The 735-nt window shown below is 72.8% G+C and carries 1 protein-coding gene; it reads right to left on the bottom strand.

The genetic code is table 11. The annotated features are described in order from the left end of the window. On the bottom strand, nucleotides 1-735 hold a 735-nt coding region (locus tag V6U77_RS29925), incomplete at both ends, for an AMP-binding protein (protein ID WP_334610083.1).

The raw sequence follows: 735 nt of genomic DNA, 5'->3' as shown, positions 1-735 counted from the left end.
GAGGGTGGTGCGGGTGGCGTGGTGGGTGAGGACGGCGATCGGGGCGCCGTCGGCGAGCAGTTCGCCGAGGCGTTCGGTGGGGTGGGCGGGGTCGAGGGGAAGGTACGCCCCGCCGGCCTTGAGGACGGCCAGCAGCGCGACGATCAGCTCGGGCGACCGGCGTAGGCAGACCGCGACGAGGGTGTCGGGGCCGACGCCGTGTGCGCGCAGGTGGTGGGCGAGTCGGTTGGCGCGCGCGTCGAGGTCGCGGTAGGTGAGCGAGGTGCCCTCGAGGGTCACGGCCACCGCGTCCGGCGCCGTCGCGGCCCGCTGCGCGAACAGCGCGGGAATCGTCCCCTCGACGGGGTACGCGCTCGCCTCGCCCCAGGTCGCGAGGAGGTCGCGGCGCTCCACCGGGTCGAGCAGGCTCAGCCGGTCGATGGGCTGGTCGGGGTGTGCGACGAGTTGGGTGAGGACGTGGTGCAGGTGGCGGATGTGCCGCTGGGCGGTGGCGGTGTCGAACAGTGCGGTGGCGTACTCGAGGCTGCCCGTGATGCGCCCGTCGTGCTCGGCCAGCGAGAGGGTGAGGTCGAACTTGGCGCTGGTCCACGGGCTGCGCAGGGCGGTCACCTCGACGCCGGGCAGGTCCAGGTCCAGGTCCTCGTTGTTCTGCCAGGCGAACATGACCTGGAACAGGGGGGTGTGGGCGAGGTTGCGGGTGGGGTTGACGGCTTCGACGACGTGTTCGAAGGGGAG

This window comes from Micromonospora sp. CPCC 205546, from assembly GCF_036902715.1.
GTDB lineage: Bacteria > Actinomycetota > Actinomycetes > Mycobacteriales > Micromonosporaceae > Micromonospora.
This window is presented reverse-complemented; position numbering and strand designations above follow the sequence as displayed.